This window comes from Dietzia sp. PP-33 (assembly GCF_033790845.1).
In the GTDB taxonomy this organism is placed as follows: Bacteria; Actinomycetota; Actinomycetes; order Mycobacteriales; family Mycobacteriaceae; genus Dietzia.
Window position 1 is genome coordinate 200,103 of the sequence record NZ_JAMYEI010000006.1, and the last position, 20,082, is coordinate 220,184.

Annotated in this window: 18 protein-coding genes; 11 read left to right on the forward strand and 7 right to left on the reverse strand. The window is 69.4% G+C overall.

The features are described 5' to 3' along the window. The first annotated feature begins 25 nt into the window (after positions 1-25). The 4 genes from NJE57_RS12285 (at position 26) to NJE57_RS12300 (ending at position 4,900) form a co-directional block, all read left to right on the forward strand. Positions 26-376, forward strand: a complete 351-nt coding sequence (locus NJE57_RS12285) for a thiamine-binding protein (protein WP_319028718.1) — start codon at positions 26-28, stop codon at positions 374-376. Continuing rightward, entirely contained in the window at positions 373-828 is a 456-nt protein-coding gene (locus NJE57_RS12290) for a hypothetical protein (RefSeq protein WP_319028719.1), read from the forward strand. Before NJE57_RS12285 ends, NJE57_RS12290 begins: the two co-directional genes overlap by 4 nt. Before the next feature lie 356 nt (positions 829-1,184). After that, positions 1,185-2,141 carry an ATP-binding protein gene (locus NJE57_RS12295; RefSeq protein ID WP_319028720.1) on the forward strand — a complete coding sequence of 319 codons (957 nt, stop codon included), beginning with the start codon at positions 1,185-1,187 and terminating at the stop codon, positions 2,139-2,141. Next, the gene (locus NJE57_RS12300) at positions 2,138-4,900 is read left to right on the forward strand and encodes a S8 family peptidase (protein WP_319028721.1); all 2,763 of its coding nucleotides are present in this window, start codon (positions 2,138-2,140) and stop codon (positions 4,898-4,900) included. Before NJE57_RS12295 ends, NJE57_RS12300 begins: the two co-directional genes overlap by 4 nt. Before the next feature lie 591 nt (positions 4,901-5,491). Here NJE57_RS12300 and NJE57_RS12305 read toward each other — a convergent pair. The 4 genes from NJE57_RS12305 to NJE57_RS12320 form a co-directional block, all read right to left on the reverse strand. After that, entirely contained in the window at positions 5,492-6,007 is a 516-nt protein-coding gene (locus NJE57_RS12305; protein ID WP_319028722.1) for a GNAT family N-acetyltransferase, read from the reverse strand. Positions 6,008-6,381: 374 nt separating this feature from the next. Further along, a complete protein-coding gene (locus NJE57_RS12310) occupies positions 6,382-7,374 on the reverse strand; it encodes an esterase/lipase family protein (RefSeq protein WP_319028723.1) in 993 nt (330 codons plus the stop codon). A gap of 230 nt (positions 7,375-7,604) precedes the next feature. Next, positions 7,605-8,375 (reverse strand): SDR family oxidoreductase, encoded by a 771-nt coding sequence (locus tag NJE57_RS12315; protein WP_319028724.1) that lies wholly within the window; start codon positions 8,373-8,375, stop codon positions 7,605-7,607. Positions 8,376-8,523: 148 nt separating this feature from the next. Beyond that, positions 8,524-9,270 carry a class I SAM-dependent methyltransferase gene (locus NJE57_RS12320; protein WP_319028725.1) on the reverse strand — a complete coding sequence of 249 codons (747 nt, stop codon included), beginning with the start codon at positions 9,268-9,270 and terminating at the stop codon, positions 8,524-8,526. Between the two features lie 225 nt (positions 9,271-9,495). On the opposite strand from NJE57_RS12320, the gene NJE57_RS12325 reads away from it, so the two are divergent. From NJE57_RS12325 to NJE57_RS12340, 4 genes are read left to right on the forward strand one after another with little or no spacing between them, the layout of a single operon-like run. Continuing rightward, the gene (locus tag NJE57_RS12325; protein ID WP_319028727.1) at positions 9,496-10,092 is read left to right on the forward strand and encodes a sigma-70 family RNA polymerase sigma factor; all 597 of its coding nucleotides are present in this window, start codon (positions 9,496-9,498) and stop codon (positions 10,090-10,092) included. Further along, positions 10,089-10,733 carry a methylated-DNA--[protein]-cysteine S-methyltransferase gene (locus NJE57_RS12330; RefSeq protein ID WP_319028728.1) on the forward strand — a complete coding sequence of 215 codons (645 nt, stop codon included), beginning with the start codon at positions 10,089-10,091 and terminating at the stop codon, positions 10,731-10,733. Before NJE57_RS12325 ends, NJE57_RS12330 begins: the two co-directional genes overlap by 4 nt. Continuing rightward, positions 10,730-11,368, forward strand: a complete 639-nt coding sequence (locus tag NJE57_RS12335) for a LysE family translocator (RefSeq protein WP_319028729.1) — start codon at positions 10,730-10,732, stop codon at positions 11,366-11,368. Before NJE57_RS12330 ends, NJE57_RS12335 begins: the two co-directional genes overlap by 4 nt. 24 nt (positions 11,369-11,392) lie before the next feature. Further along, positions 11,393-12,595 carry an MFS transporter gene (locus tag NJE57_RS12340; protein WP_319028730.1) on the forward strand — a complete coding sequence of 401 codons (1,203 nt, stop codon included), beginning with the start codon at positions 11,393-11,395 and terminating at the stop codon, positions 12,593-12,595. A gap of 188 nt (positions 12,596-12,783) precedes the next feature. Here the strand turns inward: NJE57_RS12340 and ppc are convergent, their stop codons facing one another. Beyond that, positions 12,784-15,660, reverse strand: coding sequence for a phosphoenolpyruvate carboxylase (gene ppc / locus NJE57_RS12345; RefSeq protein ID WP_319028731.1), 2,877 nt, complete (start codon positions 15,658-15,660; stop codon positions 12,784-12,786). A gap of 132 nt (positions 15,661-15,792) precedes the next feature. Between ppc and NJE57_RS12350 the strand changes: the two genes are divergently transcribed. Continuing rightward, a complete protein-coding gene (locus tag NJE57_RS12350) occupies positions 15,793-16,209 on the forward strand; it encodes a DUF4870 domain-containing protein (RefSeq protein WP_319028732.1) in 417 nt (138 codons plus the stop codon). Positions 16,210-16,221: 12 nt separating this feature from the next. On the opposite strand, the gene NJE57_RS12355 is transcribed toward NJE57_RS12350, so the two are convergent. Further along, positions 16,222-17,973, reverse strand: coding sequence for an AMP-binding protein (locus tag NJE57_RS12355; RefSeq protein WP_319028733.1), 1,752 nt, complete (start codon positions 17,971-17,973; stop codon positions 16,222-16,224). An 86-nt stretch (positions 17,974-18,059) separates the two neighbouring features. Here NJE57_RS12355 and NJE57_RS12360 point away from each other — a divergent pair, with 86 nt between their 5' ends. Both NJE57_RS12360 and NJE57_RS12365 read left to right on the forward strand, forming a co-directional pair. Then, entirely contained in the window at positions 18,060-18,677 is a 618-nt protein-coding gene (locus NJE57_RS12360; RefSeq protein WP_319028734.1) for a hypothetical protein, read from the forward strand. 102 nt (positions 18,678-18,779) lie between these two features. After that, on the forward strand, positions 18,780-19,604 hold the full coding sequence (locus NJE57_RS12365; RefSeq protein ID WP_319028735.1) for a tyrosine-protein phosphatase: 825 nt from the start codon (positions 18,780-18,782) through the stop codon (positions 19,602-19,604). On the opposite strand, the gene NJE57_RS12370 is transcribed toward NJE57_RS12365, so the two are convergent. Then, complete coding sequence (locus NJE57_RS12370) at positions 19,588-19,977, reverse strand: hypothetical protein (protein ID WP_319028737.1); 390 nt, start codon at positions 19,975-19,977, stop codon at positions 19,588-19,590. The genes NJE57_RS12365 and NJE57_RS12370 overlap by 17 nt on opposite strands. Between the last annotated feature and the right edge of the window lie 105 nt (positions 19,978-20,082).

A 20,082-nucleotide genomic window follows, 5' to 3' on the forward strand; every position in this document is an offset into this window, starting at 1 on the left:
CGGGAGAGGGGTTTACCGTGGTGTCATGCTCTTCGCGTTCTCCGTCGCACCCACCACGACCGCGGACGAGTCGGCGTCCATGAGCGAGGCCGTCGCCGAGGCGATCCGGGTGGTCCGCGCGTCCGGTCTGCCCCATGAGACCACCTCGATGTTCACCACGATCGAGGGCGACTGGGACGAGGTGATGCCCGTTATCCGTGCCGCCACCGACGCGGTGCTGGCGGTGTCCCCGCGGGTGAGCCTGGTGCTCAAGGCCGACCTGCGGCCCGGGCACTCCGGTGAGCTGCGGGGGAAGGTGGACCGGGTGGATCGTCGCCTGGCGGGGGACCCCAGGGGAGGGGAGAAGGGCGACGACGACGAGGTGGTCGCCCCGTGACCTCCCGCACCCCCTCGGATCACCCTGCGACAGACTCCGGGTCCGGTGCGGACGGCCCGGACCCGCGTGGTCCGCAGACGGTCGCATACGTGGCGGCCACCGTGCTCGGCGGGATAGGCGCGCTGGTTGTGGCGGCCGTGGAACTGACCTCCCCCGAGGCCGGCACCCTCGACGTCCTGCTGTGGAGCGCGCTCGCCGTCCTGCTCCTCGCCGCGGCCGCCCGCCGATGGTGGTTCGGGGCCAGCGGCGAGGACCGCTCGCGCCGCATCGCCTCCGAGCTCGGGGCGGCGGAGGTTTCCGAGGCGGTGCAGGCCTCGTCCGGTGAGGTCGACGCGGTCCGCCGGCTCCGGGTCGCCCACCCGGGTCTCGGGCTCCGGGACGCCAATGAGCTCGTTCAGCGCCACCGCGGCGACCGTCGGAGCGTGGAGGGGCGCAGTAGCGGGAACGGTTGACCCTCCCCGGGCCATCGAGGCCGACGCGACCTCAGGGTGTGATCGTGACGCAGCCGGATAGGTTTTTGTCGAAGGACTCATCGAAGACCGCTCTAGTTGAAGCTCTCACGAATGAATGCGTCGACACCAGCGCAATTTAGGTCGCCGAGAAGCTGCTTCTTGACAAGTGAAAGGCAGGCAAGCTCGGTCGTCTGCGCTGGTTCGAGTGGATCGTGGCGGAGTCGCCACCGGACGGCCCGTAAGGCAGGCGAGGGACCTGCGACCACGCCATGGGAGCGCCCGGCCTGTCTTGCCCGCGTGAGGTGTGAGCGGTCGGTACTATCCGGGGGTCTGATATGTCCATTAGGGAGGCCGACGTGGCGCGAGCCGACTTGCTGCTCGATCTCGTCGAGGCTGAGCGACGCGGGGACAAGGACCGGTTCAAGGTGCTGGTCGAGGCGGTCATTGCCGAGGAACGGGCCAACCAGCACCACCTGCTGGCCGATAGGCTCTCCGAGATCATCACCACCACGGGCCAGGGGCGAGCTCGCGACGACCGTGCCTCCGCGGTACGTGACCTACTCCAAGAGGTCGTCCCGGAACGACGTCTCTCTGATCTCGACCTCGGGCCCGTGCCGGGGCGGGTTATTGGTGAGCTGGTGGAGGAGCAGAAGCGCTCGGAGCTGCTACGCAGCTACGGCATTGAGCCTCGCAATCGGCTGCTTCTCTCCGGTCCCCCGGGTAACGGTAAGACCAGCGTCGCTGAGGCGATTGCAGCCGAGTTGATGCTGCCGCTGTACGTGGTGCGCTATGAGGGGGTGGTCTCGAGTTTCCTCGGTGAGACCGCCGCACGACTCGACAGCGCCTTCGAGTTCGCCCGCACCCGCCGCTGCGTGCTGTTCTTCGACGAACTCGACACGGTCGCCAAGGAACGCTCGGACGAGCACGAGACCGGTGAGATCAAGCGAGTGGTCTCCACGCTGCTGCTGCAGGTCGACCGCCTGCCCGCCCACGTCATATTGATCGGAGCCACCAACCACAGCGAACTGCTCGACCGAGCGGCCTGGCGCCGGTTCCAGATTCGCGCCGAGCTCAATGCCCCCAGCCGCGCCGAAGCCACCCGCTACCTCGAACGGCTCGCCGCTCGATTCGGTGGCGACCTTGGCTTCGCCCCGCGCACCCTGGCCGACAAGCTCGCCGGCGCGAGCTACGCAGAGCTGGAAGAGTTCGCCCTCGACGTACGCCGCCGCGCCGTCCTCGAACTTCCCGACTCCGATCACAAACGGATCGTGAGGGAACGCCTCGAACACTGGCGCAACCAGGCGAGCGGATGAGTCAGCAAGCCACCGCCGGTGCCGAAGGATCCAGCCCCTCCCCCGGCTCCGACTCGCGAACCCTGCTGGCACTGACTGCGCCGACTGTGGGCGACCGACACAAGCTGTCCCCCTCGGTCCCACCTGTCGTTCGAGGCCCCGGAGCTACACGCCAGGGCGAGAGGCTGTCCCCGCAATTCCGTGCCCTCGTCGAGGCTTTCGATAGGCGGCGCGTCCATCTGAGTGACGACGACGCCGACGAGCTCGACCCTGAACTGGTACTGGTCTTCGACCTCGCCGGATCGGTCGCCGACTTTCGCAACGCCGTCGACCGGATTGAGGGCCTGGAGTTCCTCTCCGAGTTCCTCGACGAAGACACCGACCCCGACGAGGACTTCGCCAGCTTTTCTCCCACCGAGGGCCAACTCGACGCCCAAGTCTCACGCTCGCTCTACCTGGTGATGTCCAACAGCGAGGCTGCCGGCCAGCTGGTCAACCTCTTCGAGGCTTGGCTGGCTGACCCAGACATCACGTTCAAGCACGGACTGGGCAAGTTCAAGCACGCCTTCGCCCAACTACGCGCCATCCGCAGGTGGGGCCCGCAGGACCGCGTCCGAGAGACAGGGCTGCTTGAGCAGTGGCGTGAGCACCTGGAGCTCGTCGGCCAATCGATCAGTCCAGTACGCGTCGAGGTCGAGCTGTGGTTCCGTCGCGGAGCCCCGGATCGAACCTACGCTGAAGGTCAAGTCGAAGAAGTACTAGCCGCGGCTGGCGGACGGGTCCTGCACCGCGCTCAGATCGCCGAGATCGGTTACCACGCCCTACTGGCCGAGCTGCCGGTCCAGCAAGTAGAAGAGGCGCTCGAGCGCGGAGCTCAAGCCATCGATCTGCTGACCACCGACGAGGTCATGTTCGTCACCCCGTTCGCCCCGATGACGGTCACCCAGCCCGAACTCGATATTCAGGACGACTCAGACAACGCAGGCCCGGACCACACCGACTCCAGCGACGGCAGTGTCGTGTCGGCCAGACCTGCGGATGCGCTGCCTCGCATCGCTCTTCTCGACGGGCTTCCCTTCGCCAACCACGACCGGCTGGCTGGCCGGCTGAGCGTCGACGACCCCGACAGCCTGGGCGTCAATTATCCAGTCTCAGCACGCCATCACGGCACCGCCATGGCCTCGCTAATCATCCACGGCGACCTCGATGCCGGCGGGGATCCACTACACAGGCCCCTGTATGTCCGCCCCATCCTCCAACCCCACCCCCTGAGCTCTGCAGCCGAGCAAGTCCTCGACAACGTCCTGCTGCCCGATCTGCTGCACCGCGCCATTCGCCGCATGATCAAGGGAGAAGCTGGCCGTGATGCAACCGCGCCAAGCGTGCGCATCGTCAACCTTTCTATCGGCTCACCGGCCCGCGCCCTGGTTAGGCGAATGAGCCCAACCGGGCGACTACTCGACTGGCTCGCCCTGGAGTACAATCTTCTCTTCATAGTCAGCGCCGGCAACCACACCCTTCCGCTGGCGATCCCCGCTTCGCAGGCCAACCAGCTGAACGCCGCGCGAGTTGCTGCGTTGCGCGCTGCTCGAGCAAACAGCCGAAAGCGTGGGCTCCTGCCTCCAGGCGATGCAATGAACGCGCTCACCGTCGGCGCCACCCATGCCGATGCCAGCTCTAACGTCCCCGCCTCAGGGCCCGACCACGCCGGTTTGGGCGCAGCGCAGCCCGGCAACCTTCCCGACACGGCCTGGAACCTGAACGAGCCGGGCACGCCGGCGTTCTACGGCGCAGTCGGGCCCGGCGTCGGCCGCTCCATCAAGCCCGACCTGCACCACACCGGTGGAGTGACGCTCTACGAGCGCCCCCTACTCCCCAGTGTGGGGTCCGGGGAAGTCGCAGACGAGGTAGTCCTGAATCCCCTGCGCACCTACGTCACCGGACCCGGCACAAGAGTCGCGGTGCCCGGACGTGGCGGGGCAACTTCCGCGACGGCCTTCACTGTCGGCACCAGCAACGCCGCCGCCCTGGTCTCACGCGAAGCCAGCGGCGTCTTCGACGTACTCGAGGCCGGCGCTGAGGCCGGCGATCCCGCCTTCCCCGACCCGCTCTACCATCCGGTGTTGGTCCGCGCGCTGCTAGTGCACGCAAGCTCGTGGGGTCCTGCTGCGCGTCACTTGCGCGATTCTTTGGCGCTGGATCCTCAACGAGCGCGGCGAGAACTGACCGCCATGCTCGGCTACGGCGTCCTTGACCCTGCGATGCTGGGACATGCCGCGACAAACCGGGCCGCACTCATCGCGGGCGGCTCCATCGAACGGGAACAAAGCCACACCTACCGGGTCCCCCTCCCATCCTCACTGCGCTCACGCCCCGAGTGGCACCGCATCACCATTACGCTGGCCTACATGGCCCCCACCGCGGGCAACCTCAGCCGCTACCGAGGCACCAAGGTTTACTTTGAACTCCCCGACCGTGCAATCACCGCCGGTGACCGTGCTGAGGCCACCCATTGGAGCGTTCGCAAGGGCAGCTGCCAGCACGAAATCATCGAGGGCGAGCGCGCCATGGTGTTCGGCGCCAATGAGACGCTCCCCCTCCGGGTGGAGTGCATGCGTGACGCCCAGACGCTGCGCAAGGGCGAGAGCGTTCGCTACGGCCTGGTCGTCTCGATCCAGACCGCGGCAACCACCTCAACCACGATCCACAACGAGGCTCGTGCACAGCTGCGCCAGCTGGTGCGTGCGCAGGCTCGCGAGCGTGGCCGGATTCAGAACTGATCTCTCGGTGGACGTTTCAGATACCAACAGAACATCAGTAAGGATCGAACGAGGGATCTCACTCCCCCTCCCAGAGGGCGTACCAAGACTCCCGGAGCGACTGGTTCAGGTGTCTCATTTGACGATCCTCTGACGCGACAGCTGACGGGCATGAAGCGGATCTGCGGTTACCCCAGCTCGATCCATGGGGCCTGCCTAGTGTTCATGTCGCATATGAGTGTCGTCCAGAACCCGAGCGCCTGTTAGGGGTATACGGGACGCTGGCCGCCTCGTCCCCGAGTCCGAGCGAGTGTGTGGCCTGCACAGTGAACGGTCGACTCGAAGCGGGAGTTCCTCGACCGGGAGGTGGTCGAAGCGCGCGATGGAGCCACGCCGAAACTCAAAGCTAGATTGGTTCGCTCCTGCTCTGGAAAACCTGACAGACGTCCTTCAACTACGCGGAAGGCGTTTCCCGCAAAGGTCCACGGCGACGAAAGTCGGTAGGCGTTCACGATCATCACCCGCCCTGGTGAGGACGCGGCCGGTGAGGTCCGTGACCGGGACAAAGGCCGGTTCCTCTGCGCGTCCCCGGTCGCAGAAGCCATGTCCTCCTCAGAGTTCCCTGCGCATGCAAGCGCGCGGCCACTGGTCAAGGCCGCTTGCGATCTCCGCGGCCCGGATTTTCTTGAGACCGGGGGTCTCCTCGTTCTCGGCGAGGTACCGGAACCCATGACGCTCGTAATACGGCCCGTTCCACGGGACGTCGATGTAGGTGGTCAGAGTGACCGCAGGAAGGCTGCATTCCCGCGCCCAACCGATCATGTGATTCAGCAGAGCCGTCCCGATCCCACGGTTCATGAAATCGCTGTGCACCGAGACCTGGTCCAGGTGAGCACTGGCGTCGATCACATCCGCCAGCAGGTATGCCACCGGCCGATCGGATCCGTCGGTGCTGACCCACGCCCGCCCGTTCTGCACGAACTCTCGTAGCGAGTCGATCGACGGCGGTTCGTCCTCGGCCACCACGGACATTCCGATCTCTGCAAAGGGTGCGCCAGCCGAGCGCTCGATGTCCTGCACAGGGACCAGATCGCTTTCCCTGGCAGGCCGGATACTTTGCGTGGTCACCGAATCTCCCCGCTCTCGTCGACCCGGGCAACGCGGTCTGGGCACTACATCCCTGGCGCCCTGCCTTGGTATCGGTTCGGATTCTATCGATCTCCCGGCCGCGACCCCCGTGCCCACGTTGGGGATCGGGCACCGCACGGACCTCACGTTCTCGCATGAGACCACCTCGATGTTCACCACCATCGAGGGCGACTGGGACGAGGTCATGCCGTCATCCGCGCCGCCACCGATGCGGTGCTGGCGGCAGACCCCGGTGGAGGGGAAAGAGGCGACGACGAGGACAACGAGGTGGTCGCCTCGTGACCTCCCGCACCCCCTCGGATCACCCTGCGACAGACTCCGGGTCCGGGGCAGACGGCCCGGGCCCGGTGATCTCAGCAGGCGCCCGCGCCGCCGAGCGCCCGGGCGACCATCGAGTGCGTCCGCGGATCGAGCGCCATCCCGCCGTGGGAGGTCGGGCCGCCGCCGCACGCCTGCTCCGGAACCCGCCACCCGACGCCGGGCCCGGCCACGAAGCTCCGCTGCGGTGGCAGGAGATGGTCGCCGCCGGTGGCGATGAGCGTGTAGGCGACCCCGGGCAGGAACGGGGTGCGGTCGAGTCCGTACCAGGCGGTGAGCATGGGGCTGCCGGGTGACAGTTCGGCCAGACCCCGCAGGTTGGCGGCCCACAGCGCCGCGCCCGCGAGCCCTGGCGGCAGCTGATGGGGGATCAGCCCGCTGTTGTCCGCCCCCCAGTACCCGCCCACCGAGACGACCCGGCCCACCGCGCCGGGTCGCAGCACCTTGGTGGTGTACCCGGCGATCGAGGCGCCCTGGGAGTAGCCCACCAGGTCGACCTGTGCAGCGCCGGTGACCGCGCGCACGTGGTCGATCACCCCGGCGAGCTGCGGACCGGACGCGCCGACGATCGAGTCGAGACCTCCCCGGGCGGGGTTGCCCACGTAGGCGCCGAGGGTCGGGGCGATCACACAGAATCCCTGCCGCCGTAGCGGCTCGCCCAGTCGCGGCACGGTGTTGGGGCCGTTGTCGAACGTCCCGTGGACCAGGATCACCGGCCGCGGGTGGGACGGGGTCGGGCGACAGGTGACCGGGGTGTCCACCGCAGCGGGCGGGCCGGGTGCGCCGAGGGGCCCGTTGATGCCGTTGAGTGCCTCGGTCACGTACGGCCCGAGCTCACCGGTGGGATCCAGGTCCCCGACGAGGCCCGTCAGTGCGTCCTCCACCGGCCCGGCGGCGGCCTGCGGGACGAGTGTGGGTGCAGCGGTGGTGGTCGTGACCGCTGCGGCGACGGGTACGGCCAGCGCGCCGGCGACGAGGGCGCCAGCCAGTCGGGAACGCAGACGGCGTGGGGTGCGGGAACCGGGCATGGTGACTCCCAAAGAGTGTGAGGTCACACAAGTATGCGAGTGCCGAGCGGGATCGGGTACCGCACGGGCCTCACGTTCTCGTCGCGCGGGACGACCACTGCGGACGCCGTCGGCCGGGCGGGTGCCCGGGGCTGGTCGAACTCAGGTCGCGGACGCCAAGGTGGCCCCTGATCTCAACAAGGCTCAGTGCAACGCTCGGAGTCGCCCCACGATCAGCTCGAAGTGAGGTCCTACTGGGCCAGGACTTTGTTGACCAGGCGCGTCGCGAAATTGGGCGAGAACTTGGAGATGTTCGCGAGCACGGTCGTCTGCTCACCGACGCTGTAGGACGTGCGATGAAGGCGGCGGTCAAGGGTCGTCGGATGGACGGACTGCCAGACCTTGTCCGCGACCTGGTCGGGCGTGATCTTGATGCCGAGCGTCTTGGTCGTCTTGGCCTTGGGGTCCGCGAGAGCGGTCTTGGCCCACAACGGCCAGATCCCCACCACACGCACGCCGTGCGGTGCCCACTCGAGCTCCAACGCCTCGGTCAGTCCGGCGACGTAGAACTTGGCGGCGCTGTACGTGGCGATCCCGGGCTGACCGTAGATCGCCGACGCGGACGCGATGTTGACCAGGTGCGACCCCGGCGTGGCCTTGAGGTACGGGAACGCGGCTTTGGCGCCGAGCGTCACGCCCAACACATCGATGTCGATCTGAGCCTTCACCGCGTCCGCCGAGATTTCCACCAAGTCGCCGGCAACAAGAACGCCCGCGTTGTTGTCCAAGACGTCGAGCGTCCCGCCGGTGTGCGAGGTGAACTCGCCAAGCGCCTTCTCCCACTGCTGCATGTCGCGGACGTCGAGCTCTCCGGTGATCCAGTCGGGATGCCTCGACTGCACCGCGGCCAGGGCGTCCTTGTCGACGTCGTACACCCCGACAGTCCATCCCTCGCGGCCGAATCGCTCCGCCGTTGCCAGACCGATCCCAGCCGCCCCGCCCGAGATGAAGATCGATGCCATTCGCTGTCCTCCACACGCAAGTCCGATGCGGCGTGCCGCCCGGAGATATCCGATACTCGACAGTACCGAGCACTGGACTGGCGAGGGAAAGCTGTATCAGTGTCGATCGGAGGAGACGCGGCTCGCGATCACCGCGTGGGGATGAGTGTCAGCGCTTCATGAGGGCGAACACGCCCCATCCGAGGTACTCACGCGTGAAACGCGCGTAGCGGGCGGGCGCGGTGGCGAGTTCCTCACGCACCTCCGGGGCCAGATCGTCGTCGGGGTTCCGGTCGAGCCAGAGGCGCAGGTTGAGCCATTGGGCCGCTGTGTACCGGTCCCAGCTGTCCTGGTCGGCGAGCATCATCTCGACGATGTCGTACCCGAGATCGTGAAACGTCCCCATCAGGTCTGGGAGCTCCTGAAAGTCGTCGATGGCGGTGGCCTGGCAGGCGACGGCCGTCTCCTCGTCCGGCGGGGTCCGCCGCCAGTACGGCTCGCCGATCAGCATCACGCCTCCGGAACGCAGGCTGCGATCGAGCAACTCGGTCGTCCCGGCGACACCGCTGCCGATCCAGGTGGCACCGACGCATGCGGCCAGATCAACCGGCTCGTCCGCCACATGGCCGGCGGCGTCACCGTGGATGAACTCGACACGGTCGGCGACGCCGAGTTCGGCGGCGCGGGCTCGGGCTGTCTCGGTGAAGACCGTGCTGATGTCCACACCGGTGCCCGTGATCCCGTGATCACGCGCCCAGGTGCTCAGCATCTCGCCCGAGCCGCTGGCCAGGTCCAGTGCTCGCGTTCCTGGGGCGAGCTGGAGGGCTGCCCCTAGGGCGGCGAGCTTGACCTCGGTCAGTGGATTGTGGATCCGATGGCTGCTCTCGCGGATGGTGAAGATGCGGGGAAGGTCCATGACCGCAACTCACCTCCATAGGCAGCCACTCACCAGCGGTGTTGATGGTCCGAAGATAGCACCCGCCGCGGACGTCGACGTCAGGTGAAGGCCCCCGTTCTCGCCTCCTGCCTCACGGACCTCACGTTTCCGTCGCGCGGAACGACTACCTCCTGAGACCGGTGGCCGGGGTGAGTGGCCGGGGCGCGTGAACGTGGCGCCGGAGACGAGGGGAGGATCTGACCTATGAGGGCAGCCTTCGACGGTGCGGTGGTCCGGCACGGGCCGACCGTCCTGCGGGTGTGCCGTGCGGTCCTGGGTCCCGGCCCCGACGCCGACGACGCCTGGTCCGAGACGTTCCTGTCCGCTCTGCGGGCCTGGCCGGGCCTGCCGGAGGAGACCAATGTGGAGGCGTGGCTGGTCAGGGTCGCCCACCGCCGCGCCGTGGACGTGGTGCGCAGATCGGCGCGCATCGCTGCCCCGGCGGGAGGTGTGGACGACGTCGCCCTGCTCGAGGAGTGGGCGGGCGGTGGCCGCGGGAGGAGTGGCAGCCGTGCGGGCGACGACGACGAGCTCGGCGAACACCCGATCTGGGGCGCGGTCGCCGCTCTGCCCACCCGGCAGCGGCTCTGTGTGGCCTACCGATATCTGGGCGGGTTGCCGTACGCCGAGATCGCCGCGCTCACCGGTGGCGGTGAGGCAGCCGCCAGACGCGCGGCGGCCGACGGGGTGGCGGCCCTGAGGCGGACCGTGGAGCGAGAGACCGTGCCTGACCAGACCGTGACTGACCAGACCGTGACTGACCAGACCTTGCAGACGACACCAACGATGGAGGGGTCATGACCGGGGACGACGTCATCGACACACTCCGCGGCGCTCCCGCGGACACGGGCCGGTTGCGCGACCGCCTGGCGCGGCAGGCGCAACAGGAGGGGCTGGTGGACGTCCTGGTCCGGTCCGTCGACTCGCCGATCGGCGGGTTGCTCCTGGCGGCGACCCCGCAGGGTCTGGCGTATGTGGCGTTCGAGGGCGAGCCCCGGGACGAGGTCCTGCAGATGCTCGCCGCGAAGATCGGGCCCCGTGTCGTGCAGGCGGGTGCCTCCGGATCGCCGGACGAGGCCACCGGTGGCGTCGATGCCACAGGAGTCCTCGACGACGCCACCACGCAACTCCACGACTACCTCGCGGGTCGTCTGCGGGAGTTTTCCCTGCCGCTGGACACCGTCCTGGCCTCCGGGTTCCGAGGTCTGGTCCAGCGCCGACTGCCCGACGTGGGGTACGGGCACACGGCGACCTATCGGGAGATCGCCACCGCCCTCGACAAGCCCGGGGCCGTCCGCGCGGTGGGCACGGCGTGCGCCACCAACCCGCTTCCCCTGGTGTGGCCGTGCCACCGGATCCTGCGCTCGGACGGCGGCCTCGGCGGCTACCGGGGCGGGCTCGAGGTCAAGAAGCGTCTCCTGGCGATGGAGTCCGCTGCGTGACCGCGGGACAGGTCGCGGCGCTCTACGGAATCTGGGTGATCGCGGTGATTTCGCCGGGGCCCGACCTCGTCGTCGTCCTCCACCGCTCGCTCGTCGGGCGACGCCACGGTGTCGCCACCGCGGTAGGGGTGGTCACCGGCATCGCGGTCTGGCTCGCGGCCGCGTTCGCCGGCCTGGCGGCACTGGTGCGCGTGTACCCGCAGCTCATGACGGGGTTGCAGGTGGCCGGCGGACTGCTGCTGGCGAGCCTGGGGGTGCTCGGACTTCGGGGGTGGTGGCGAGCGCGGTCGGGGGCGGACCCCGACGAGCCGTCCGCCGACGAACCCGACCCGAACCTGCCCGGGGCCGACTTCGCCCGAGGTCTGGCCACCAATCTGGCCAACCCCAAGGCGCTGGTGTTCTTCGGCGCCGTCCTGACGCCGTTCCTCAGCGGCGAGGTCCCTCCGGGACAGTCGGTCGTGCTGGTGGCGGGGATGATCACCGTGGCGCTGGTGTGGTTCTGCACCCTCGCCGTGGCGGCGTCGCACCGACGTGTCAACGAGCGGGTCGGACGGGTCCTGCCGACGGTGGACGTGATCGTCAGCGTGCTGTTCGTGGCGGTGGGGGTGGCGTTCGTGATCGAGGCGCTGACCTGACGAACGGCGGCTAGGTTCTGCCACATGACAAGTCCGCCTACCGATCGCGCCTGGTTGCGCGCCGCCCTCGCGGTGTTCGCCGTGGGGTGGGGCGCCAACCAGTTCGCGCCGCTGTTGTTCCTCTACCGCGAGGAGCAGGGCCTCGGTCAGTCCGACGTCACCGCGATGTTCAGCGTCTACATCGTCGGGCTGCTGCCGACGCTCCTCGTGGCCGGTCGGTGGTCCGATGCCCACGGGCGGCGGGTACTCATGCGACCGGTCCTGGTCCTGTCGCTGGTCGCCACCGTGCTGATGCTGCTCGGCCCCCAGGACCCGCTGTGGCTCTACCTCGGCCGGTTCCTGGCCGGGCTCGCCTCGGGGGCCGCGTTCGGGGCGGGGAGCGCCTGGGTGCGCGAGCTTTCCGCCGGAGCCCCGCCCGGGACCGGCGCACGTCGAGCCGCGATCGCCCTGACCGGCGGATTCGGGCTTGGCGGGCTGGTCGGCGGCCTGGTGGGCCAGTTCGCTCCCGCTCCCATGCTGTCGCCCTACCTGCCCCATCTGCTGCTCGGCGCGGTCGCGCTGGTGGCCGCCTGGAACGCCGCCGACCCCTATCGTCCGCACGGTGGCGCCGACCCGGCCGGGCTCATCCCCGCCAGCGCGGGCAGCCGCAGGTTCCTGCTGGGGGTCGCACCGTGGGCGCCGCTGGTGTTCGGCTGCGCCAGCATGTCGTTCGCGGTCCTGGCGGACCTGCTGGGTGGGGACGCCGGGGGCCTGCCGACGGCGTACGCCGGGGTGATGGTCGGCATCACGCTCGGCGCCGGAGTGTTGGTCCAGCCGACCGTGCGCCGACTCGCGGCGGCCTCCCCGCCGTCCCGGCCCCCGGTGATGGGGCTGACCGCCGCCGCGCTGGGTATGGCCGCCGGGGCCGTCCTGGCCGCCTCGCCGGAACTGCCGGGGCGGGCGCTGTGGCTCCTGCCCGTCGCGGTCCTGCTCGGTGCGGGATACGCGACCCTGCTGGTGGCCGGGTTGGTCGAGGTCGAGATCCAATCCGGGCCCCGCGACCACGCCGGGCTCGTGGCCGTCTTCTACGTCCTGGCCTACCTCGGCATGGCGACGCCGTACGTACTCGCGGTGCTCTCCCGCCTCGGCGGCCCAGTGCCCTGGATCGCGGCCCTGGCGGTGGTGTGCGTGCTGCTCATCCCGCTCACGCAGCGGCAACTGCGCGAGCACCCCGCAGCTCCCCGGTGACGGCCGCCAACCCGGGCCCCCGCCCGTGTCGACCGGACCCGGCGCAGGACCGACCGGATTCTGGTCGTTCGTATTGCGGATAAATTGCCGATCCGCCGCAGTGGCCACGACCAGGATCACACTGCAAAATCACACTGCAAAACCACACTGCGTGCGGCGGCCTCGACGCCGGCGCTGTCCTCGTGCTCCTACCCCGAGTTGCGCAGCGCCGTGGCCAGGCCGTTCATCGTCAACTGGATGCCGGTCCGCACGGCCGGGTCCTCGTCGCCCGCACGGTACCGGCGCAGCAGTTCCACCTGCAGGACGTTGAGCGGTTCGAGGTAGGGGAAGCGGTTGCGGACGGAGCGGGCGAGCGCCGGGTTGTCGTCCAGCAGGGTCTCGTTGCCGGTCACGGCCAGCAGCATCTCGCGGGTGAGGTCGAACTCCTCGGAGATCACCCCGTGGATCCGGCGGCCCACCTCGGCGTCCGGGACGAGCGCGGCGTAGCGACCGGCCAGGTCCATGTCCGCCTTGGCCATGACCTGCGCCATGTTGGACAGCATCGTGCGCAGGAACGGCCAGTCGGCGTAGAGCCGCCGCAACACCGATAGTCGCTCGTCGGCGTCCCCGGTGCCCTCCCGGTGGACCCAGTCGCGAAGCGCGGTGCCGACCCCGAACCACCCCGGCAGCATCACGCGCGACTGCGACCACGACAGCACCCACGGGATGGCCCGCAGGTCGTCCACGGTCGAGGTCTGTTTGCGCGAGGCCGGTCGGGAGCCGATGTTGAGCTCGCCGATCTCGCTGAGCGGGGTCGAGGAGGTGAAGTACTCGATGAACCCGTCGTCGTGATGGACCAGAGACGCGTACGCATCGCGCCCCAGCCCCGCGAGCTCGGCCATCACCCCGTACGCCTCCTCGGCGCGATCGCCCAGCCCCTCGACGTCGAGGAGGGAGGCTTCGAGAGTGGCGGCCACCAGGGCCTCGAGGTTGCGGCGAGCCCGCCCGGGCTCGGAGTACTTGGCCGAGATGACCTCGCCCTGTTCGGTGATCCGCAGCGCACCCTGCACGGCACCGGGCGGCTGGGCGAGGATCGCGTCGTAGGAGTTGCCTCCGCCCCGGCCCACCGCACCGCCTCGGCCGTGGAAGTAGCGCAGGTGCACCCCGGCGCGGTCGGCTGCGTCCACGAGGTCGCGTTCGGCCTCGTAGAGCGCCCAGTTGGCGGCGAGATAGCCGCCGTCCTTGTTGGAATCCGAGTACCCGAGCATCACCTCGAGGACGTCGCCCTGCGCACGGATCAGCGCCCGGAACTGCGGGATGGCCAGCGCGGCGTCGAGGATCCCCGGACCGGCCGCGAGGTCGTCGATCGTCTCCAGGAGAGGGATGAGCCGCACGCTGGACCGCGGTTCCTCCGGGTCGCCGGAGAACAGACCCACCTCGCGCAGGAGGATCGCCGGCTCGAGCAGGTCCGAGACCGATCCGCACATGGAGACGATGTAGTGCGGCACCACCTCGGCACCCAGCAGGTCCACCGCCGCGGCGGCCGCCCGCATCACGCCGAGCTCCTTGGCCGCCAGCTCGGACAGCTCCGCCCGCGGGCCCAGCAGGGGCCGGTCGTGGGAGAGCTCGCGCAGCAGCAACTCGACGCGCGAGTCCTCGTCCAGCGCCGAGTAGTCCTGGCTCACGCCCGCCAGCGCGAACAGCTCGGTGAGCACCTCCTCGTGCGACTCCGAGTTCTGCCGCATGTCCAGGGCCTGCAGGTGGAACCCGAACGAGCGCAGCGCCCAGCGCAGATCCCTCAACCTCGGCGAGCGCAACAGGTCGGAACCGCAGGCCGCCAACGCCGAGTCGATGGTGTCCAGATCGGCCAGCATCTCCTTCGGGGAGGAGTACGGCTCGTCGTCGTCACGCCCGATCGCGGGGGACGACGCGGCGGGCGACGACGACGAGGAGACCACCCGCGCGGCGAGCCGCCGGCGGATCACCCGCACGGCGCGGCGGAAGGGCACGTCCTCGCGGGTGGCGGTGACCTCGTCGCGGACCTCGGGCAGCCGGTCGGCCAGCTCACGCAGCTCGTCGGGCACCCGGACGACCCGGGCCGAGAGGGACAGCTCCCGCTCGAGCCGGCGCAGCTGATCGGTGTAGTGCCCGTGCAGGAGCTCGGCCGCACGCTCGGTGGCGAACCGCACGACGTCACCGGTGACGTAGGGGTTGCCGTCGCGGTCGCCACCGATCCACGAACCGGGGCGGACCACGGCGCGGGCGCCGGTCCCCAGTCGCTCGGCGATCTCGGCGTTGAGCGGCGGGATCACGTCCAGCAGAGTGGCCTCGTGGTACTGCAGTCCACTGAGGACCTCGTCTTCGATGCGCGGGCGCTCACTGCGGATGATCGCGGTCTGCCACAGCGTGAGCACCTGGCGACGGAGGTCGAGTTCGATATCTGCGGTCTCGGCCCGGGACACCCTGTCCTGTGACCCAGCGCGCAGGGCGTCGCGGCGGCGCATGAGGGCGTGGACGCGGCGCGTGACCTCGAAGACCGTTCGACGGCGGGTCTCCGTGGGATGCGCGGTCAGGACGGGGGAGACGCGGGCGGTGGCGCGGACCGATTCGAGTTTCTCGGGGTGGTGCTCGGCACCGGCCAACCGGGACCAGGTGGCCTCGAGGTCGCCGTCCGGCGCGGGTTCGCCCGCAGCGGTGTGGATGCGGCGCCGGCGCTCCTGGTGCAGATCCTCGGCCACGTTCGCCAGGAGGGCGAACAGCGAGAACGCGCGGATGACGGGGATGATCTGCTCCGCGCCGAGATCGGTGAACAACGCGGCCACCTCGTCGCGGTCGGCATGCGAGCGGCGGACGGCGAAGGCCGTGCGGCGGGCGGTCTCCACCAGGTCGAAGACCTCCTCGCCCGCCTGCTCACGCACGGTGTCGCCCAACAGGGCGCCGAGGAACCGGACGTCGTCCCGAAGCGGGGCGACGGCCTCCTCGAGCGAGTCTGGCTGCGCAGTCTCGGATAGCGCAGTGTCGGACGATGCTGTGTCTGACCGTGCTGGGTCGGAGGGTGTCGGATCCGGCTGGGTGGAGTCGGCCATGGCCGCCACAGTAGGCGTGACATATGACAGGCGCGTGAAACTCGGGTTCTCGTGGGGGAGGTGAGGTCGACGACGTACGAAACCGGGGACTTCCCTGATGCCCCGCCGACGCCGGTGGCGCACACTGGTGACATGACCCAGCAGCCCGGATTCCAGCAGTACGGCGACCCCCGGTTCGGACAGGAGCCCGTAGCCGGGCCCGACGACCGCACCCCCGCAGCCCTGGCGCACGCGTCCAGCCTGATCGCCATGGCGCTGTCCGCGGGCTGGCTGTCCTTCGTCGGTCCGCTCGTGATGTGGTTGATCTACAAGGACCGCAGCCCGTTCGTCCGGCAGGCCGCGGCGGGTTCGTTCAACTTCAACCTCGGCCTGTGGATCATGAGCATCGTGGGGTGGATATTCATCATCACCGTGATCGGCATCCCGATCGGCCTGGTCCTGCTCGCGGTCTCCTTCGTCCTCCAGATCGTCGGGCATCTGATCGGCACCGTGCGGGCGACACAGGGCCGCACCATCAACTACCCGTTCCAGTTGCGCATCCTGAGCTGAGTCCGCCGCCGCTCACACCCCCTGCGGCTGCCGTCCGTGGAGACGGTACTGCTCGAGCACCGAGTCGCGGACTGCGCTGGTCAGCGGCCGGAACTCGTCGTCGTCGTCCCCTCCCACCAACGCGGCGCCGCCGCGCACGTACACCTCGCCCGGTTCGGTCCAGGACTGGCGGCGCAGGCTGGGCTTGGCGATCTTGCGGGTCGCGGTGACAGGCATGGTGTCCATGATCCGCACGAAGCGCGGCGCCCACTTGGTCCCCATGTCGGGCTGGGTCCGGCAGAACTCGGAGAAGGCGGCGGGGTCGAAGGTCACTCCCGGCTCCAGCTGGATGGCCGCCATGACCTGGTCGCCCGTGCGGGGATCCGGCACGGGGTAGACGGCCACCACCAGGACGCCGGGGAAACGGTCGAGGATCCGCTCGACGGGGCCGGCGGAGAAGTTCTCGCTGTCCACGCGGATCTTGTCCCCTGAGCGGCCCGCGAAGTAGAAGACGTCCTCGGCGTCGCGGTAACCCAGGTCGCCGGAGTGGTAGACCTCGCCGATGTTGCGTTCGGCGGTCGCCTCCGGGCTGCGGTAGTACCCCTCGAACATGGCGGCTCCGGTGAGGTTGCAGATCTCGCCGATCGCCTCGCCCGCGTTGGCCAGGCCCCCGTCGGCGTCGAACTCGGCACGCGGACACTCGTTCCCCTCCTCGTCGAGGATCGCGACGTTCATGTGGGCGCCCGCGACGCCCAGGGCGTCCGGCGGGGTGTCGGGGGTGCGGCCGATCACGACCCCACCCTCGCTGGAGCCGTAGGACTCGCCCGGCTCGACGCCGAAGCGGCGGGCGAACTCGGCGCGGTCGTGGGCCGAGGCCTCGGTGCCGAACACGATCCTGAGCTCGGTCTGCTTCTCCTCGGGACGCTCGGGCTGGGCGAGGATGTACGAGAGCGAGCGGCCGACGTAGTTGACGTAGGTGGCACCGAAGCGCAGGACGTCCGGTAGGAAACCCGAGGCCGAGAACTTCCGGCGCATCGCGAACGTGCACCCCACGAACGCGGCCGGGGCGAACGCGGCGAACATCGCGTTGCCGTGGAACATCGGCATCGCGCTGTAGGCGACGTCGTCCAGTTCCAGGTTGCGGTAGTTGATCGTGCCCAGCATCGCGAGCCGGCCGGTCGAGCACATGACCGCCTTGGGCGCACCGGTGGAGCCCGAGGTGAACAGCAGCGCGAGCAGGGTGTCGGGGTCGCGGGCGGCATCGGTGAGCCGTGGCGCCGCGCCGGCATGCGCGGCGAGGAGGCCCTGCCAGTCGGCCGAGTCCACGTCGTGCACGGCCACGACGCCGCCGGTCTCGTCGGAGAGTGCGAGGCCGTCGAGCAGCGCCACGCCCTCGGTGTCGGTGACGATCACGTCGCAGTCGACCCCGCGGATGTCCGAGGCCAACTCGGCGCCGCGGCGGGTGGGATTGATACCGATGACGGTCACGCCCGCCATCGACGCCCCGGACAGGAGGAACAGATACTCGGGCTCGTTCTCCAGCAGAATGCCCACGTGCAGGTGCCGGAAACGCTCGGGGCGGTCCGCGTACGCGTGGGCGTGCGTGGCGGACCAGTCGGACAGGATGGCGGCGCGGATCGCGCTGTCCGCCACGAACTCTCGCCACGTCCATCTCGCGTCCTCGAAGAGCAGTCCGGGATTGTCGTCCGACGAGCGTTCGAGGAGGATCTCGCCGAAGGTCTGGTGACGCATCTCAAAACCGGGGTTGAACCGAGGTGTGGCCATTCATTTAAGTTAGCGCATTACTGTGACCCGGACGACAGTGATAAGACGATGAGCACCCATCCCCCGCCCGGTAGGACCGCTCCCTCGTGACCACCCCCTCAGCACGTTTCCCGCGCCCGCCCTGGGGTGCCCGCTTGCTCGGACTCGAGCGGGAGGAGCCCCCGCGCCGGAGGAGGCGCGTCCAGGGTGTGCTCGCCCGGATGCTGGTCATGACCCACGGGCTCGGCGCGCTCGGTGTCTGGATCGTCATCGGCCTGCTGCTGCCCGTCGATCAGGTCATCGCAGGGCGGTTCAGTACGGCTGCCCTCCTGGTGACCCCGGTCACCGCGGTCGTCGGGATCTCGATCGGCTCGTGGTGGCTCATCCGGGTGGTGGCCGGCTGGATGACGTGGGCTGGGGCTGACGAGAACCGACCACCGACGGCGGAGGAACAGTCGCGATGCCTGTCCGCGCCCCTCGGCATCACCCTGCGTCAACGAGGGCGCGCGGTTGTGCGAGATGGCCAAGGAGCGTCCCACCCGGGTGCTCGCCTCGGGCACCGTCCTGCGAGCGACGGCCGCCGACGAGTCCGGCTACTGGACCGCCGGGGAGATGGTGCAACTGCGGGGTCGTTCCACTCCGACCACGCTAGCCTGGCCGACCGTGTGCCCTCCCGGGCACCTCGCGCCGGGTGCCGGGAGGCGGGCGGAGTAGGAACGGGGTGAGATCCGGTTCCGTGGTGGCCCCCTCGCACCGGTTCCCGCGATCCGGTAGGAACGAGGGAGCGGCGCGTCATCCGGACGCGCACGAGCCGAAGGGGACGCGGGATGGGCGCAGACGCGCGCATGAACACCGAGGTCGACGCCGAGGTGGTCGTTTCCGGGTGGACTTCCGGTGACATCCGACTCACGAGCGTGCACAATTTCCGCGACATCGCCGGCCCCGGGTACGCGCTCCACCCGTCGGGGGCCATGGCCCGCGGCCTCGTGTACCGGTCCACCACGTTGTCAGTGAGCGAGGACGACCTCGGGGTGCTCGAACGGCTCGGGGTGAGCACCGTGGTGGACCTGCGGACCGGAGACGAGATCACCAGGCACCCCGATGTGCTCCCGGCTGGTGCCGAGTACCACGCCATCGACGTGCTCGCCGGTCACACCTCTGCCGCCACCTTCACCGGCGTCGGGACCTTCAGCGTCGAGGACGCCCGCCGCGAGATGGCGACGACCTACGACAGGTTCGTCCTCGGTGAACAGGAGCGGATCGGCTTCGGTCGAGCCGTCCACGCCGTGGCGCGGTCGACGGGCCCGGCGATCGTCCACTGCACCGCAGGGAAGGACCGGACGGGGTGGATCTCCGCGGTTCTCCAGTTGCTCGCCGGTGTGCGGGAGCAGGACGTGATCGCCGACTATGTGCTGACCCGCGAGTTGTCGGCTGACTTCGTCGACTCCATCCGCGGCTTCGTCCGGACCGAGATGCCGGACCGGGCCGAGGCGATCGACGTACTGATCGGTGTGGAGGAGAGCAACCTCCGACGTTCGTTGACCGCGATGGACAGGGAGTTCGGGGACGTCCGTCGGTACCTCGTGGACGGCGCCGGCCTGGAGGACGATCTGGTGGATGAGCTGGGGGCTCGGCTCAGATCAGGACGATGACGGCCCCGAGCACGCCCCCGAAGCCGATCGACTCGAGGATCACCGCCACAGTGCGGCCCACCTCGGATCGCGCTGCCGCGTGGACCCGGGGGCCCGCCAGGGTCAGCGCGAACACCAGGATGATCACGACCACCCCGACCAGCGTGTCCGCCAGCCGCGTCGCGACGCCGTAGACCGCCCCGGCACCGAGCAACCCGCCGATCAGCGCAGCCGCGACCGCGGTCAGCGGCGCCGGGAAGACGGCGGCGTGGAGGGCGTCGGGATCGTCCGACACCGCGTGGGCGCCGGTCAGGCCCCCGGTTGCCCCGCCCACGGGAGAAGGCGCCGGGGTCGACGCGGCCCGGCCCCCGTCCTCGATCACGCGTTGACTCATGCTCCGGACCCTACGTACTCTCGCCGGCGGAATCCTGGTACGTCGATGTGAGCTACGCCAAGCCCGTGGAAGCCCTGGTCAGGGGGCCGCAGTGGGCAGAGAGAT